Source organism: Lentzea flava (assembly GCF_014648475.1).
Classification (GTDB): Bacteria; Actinomycetota; Actinomycetes; order Mycobacteriales; family Pseudonocardiaceae; genus Lentzea; species Lentzea flava.
On sequence record NZ_BMRE01000174.1, the window covers coordinates 1 to 590 of the forward strand.

At 62.5% G+C, this 590-nt stretch carries 1 protein-coding gene; it reads right to left on the bottom strand.

Translation table 11 applies throughout. The features are described 5' to 3' along the window. A partial coding sequence (locus IEZ09_RS46025) for a hypothetical protein (RefSeq protein WP_189260161.1) occupies positions 1–566 on the bottom strand: 566 nt, incomplete at its 3' end. Positions 567–590 lie beyond the last annotated feature (24 nt).

Sequence of the window (590 nt, forward strand, 5' to 3'; positions counted from 1 at the left end):
GCCACAAACTCCGGAAGAGTACTCCGCCCTTTCGTTCCGGGACGGAACTTGATAATCGCCCCCCGCACCTCCGGCGGCAACAACACCGCCGACATCCGCACCCGCCAATCCTGCACAAGGCCGGACAATGAGACTACACTGATCTGGACGCCGCTGACTTTGACGATCTCTGGCACCGCGTAAGGTTTTCCAGTGACCGGGTCGTCAAGACAGCTCATTTTCCAGGACCATTCACTGAGCAGCCCGCGCGTCAGCTCGGACACGAAATTGCCGTTCGTCCTGCGGTCCAATGAGACCGCACCTTCCGGCCTCCTTCCGATCCGGCTGATGGCATCCGTGAACTTGTCACCCCCATCCGGATCGGGACGCCACCCCGTCAGCTCCAGCCGCACCTCATCCGGCAACGACACATCCCCGGAGGGCTGCGGATCCTTCCACCGCGTTCGCACAGCGTCTTCCGTGAAGAGCCTGCCGGAAAACATGGCGACAATCCCTTGGGCGTAACCGCGGCCCACTCTGCCGGCACCGAGCGTGCTCGCCACCTCGTCGACAACCGCATCATGCATGCCATCGACCCATCGACCGACCAG